The sequence below is a fragment of the Caballeronia grimmiae genome (assembly GCF_000698555.1).
Lineage (GTDB): Bacteria > Pseudomonadota > Gammaproteobacteria > Burkholderiales > Burkholderiaceae > Caballeronia > Caballeronia grimmiae.
Genome location: NZ_JFHE01000134.1, coordinates 1 through 738, shown reverse-complemented (window position 1 = coordinate 738; position 738 = coordinate 1). Strand labels below are relative to the sequence as shown.

The window sequence follows — 738 nt, the reverse complement described above, 5'->3', positions numbered from 1 at the left end:
AAATGCTTGTCGGTGGCTATGGTGAACCGACTCCAATGACTGGCGGTCCGCCATGGATTTGCGAGAGTCGCTTGTCACGGCCCACGCGGCTGAACCGCAGCATCTGACGGAGTCGCTTCACAGCATGACGGTGGCGGAGCAGGTCAAGGTGGTATCGGGTTTGAGCAGCGAGCAAAAGCAAAAGTGCTGAAGCAGACAGAGAGCACGCGTTACGGCGAGGATGGATACTTTCTCGCCAAATCAGATGACACAGTCAAGCTGGCCCATCCGACCTCTTCAACGATTGGAAAGAACGCAGGCGACTTAAGACAGACGGATGGCGAACTCATTTGGAGAGAATTCGTGAGCCTGGGCCAACGAAGCGGCTGGGGTCTGTAAGAATACTATTTTCCTCGTTCCGGCGCGACCGTCGTCCTTAGCAGCCAAAAAAGATTCCAGTATTTTTAGAGACGTCATGAAACGAGTGGTCGGCTAGCAACGGCACTAGCGTTTGATAGCTTCCTGAAAAAATCGCGATACGCGCCAGAATAGGGAGATACTTTGCAGAAAAGAACTTTCCTTTCAATCGTGGCCAACGTTATTTGTTCGGGCGCTGCTGCCACTGCTCGGCATCGGCCAGGACCTCGTCGGTGACCGTCGAAATCAGATCGGACGAGACCTGCAGTCCGCAGAACTCAAGCAATTGGCCCTGAATCTCGCGCACGCTAATGCGATTGAGAGCATGCACATGCAGTTGCG

The 738-nt window shown here is 53.8% G+C and carries 1 protein-coding gene and 2 pseudogenes; 1 reads left to right on the top strand and 2 read right to left on the bottom strand.

Annotated elements, in window-relative coordinates; genetic code table 11:
• The first annotated feature begins 153 nt into the window (after positions 1-153).
• Positions 154-378 carry a cache domain-containing protein gene (locus tag BG57_RS34430; protein WP_081851053.1) on the top strand — a complete coding sequence of 75 codons (225 nt, stop codon included), beginning with the start codon at positions 154-156 and terminating at the stop codon, positions 376-378.
• A 40-nt stretch (positions 379-418) separates the two neighbouring features.
• On the opposite strand, the pseudogene BG57_RS34080 reads toward BG57_RS34430, so the two are convergent.
• Together BG57_RS34080 and BG57_RS32895 are read right to left on the bottom strand one after the other, a co-directional pair.
• Positions 419-550 (bottom strand): annotated as a pseudogene (locus BG57_RS34080) (MFS transporter); the annotation flags it as partial.
• A 36-nt stretch (positions 551-586) separates the two neighbouring features.
• Positions 587-738, bottom strand: a pseudogene (locus tag BG57_RS32895) (transposase); the annotation flags it as partial.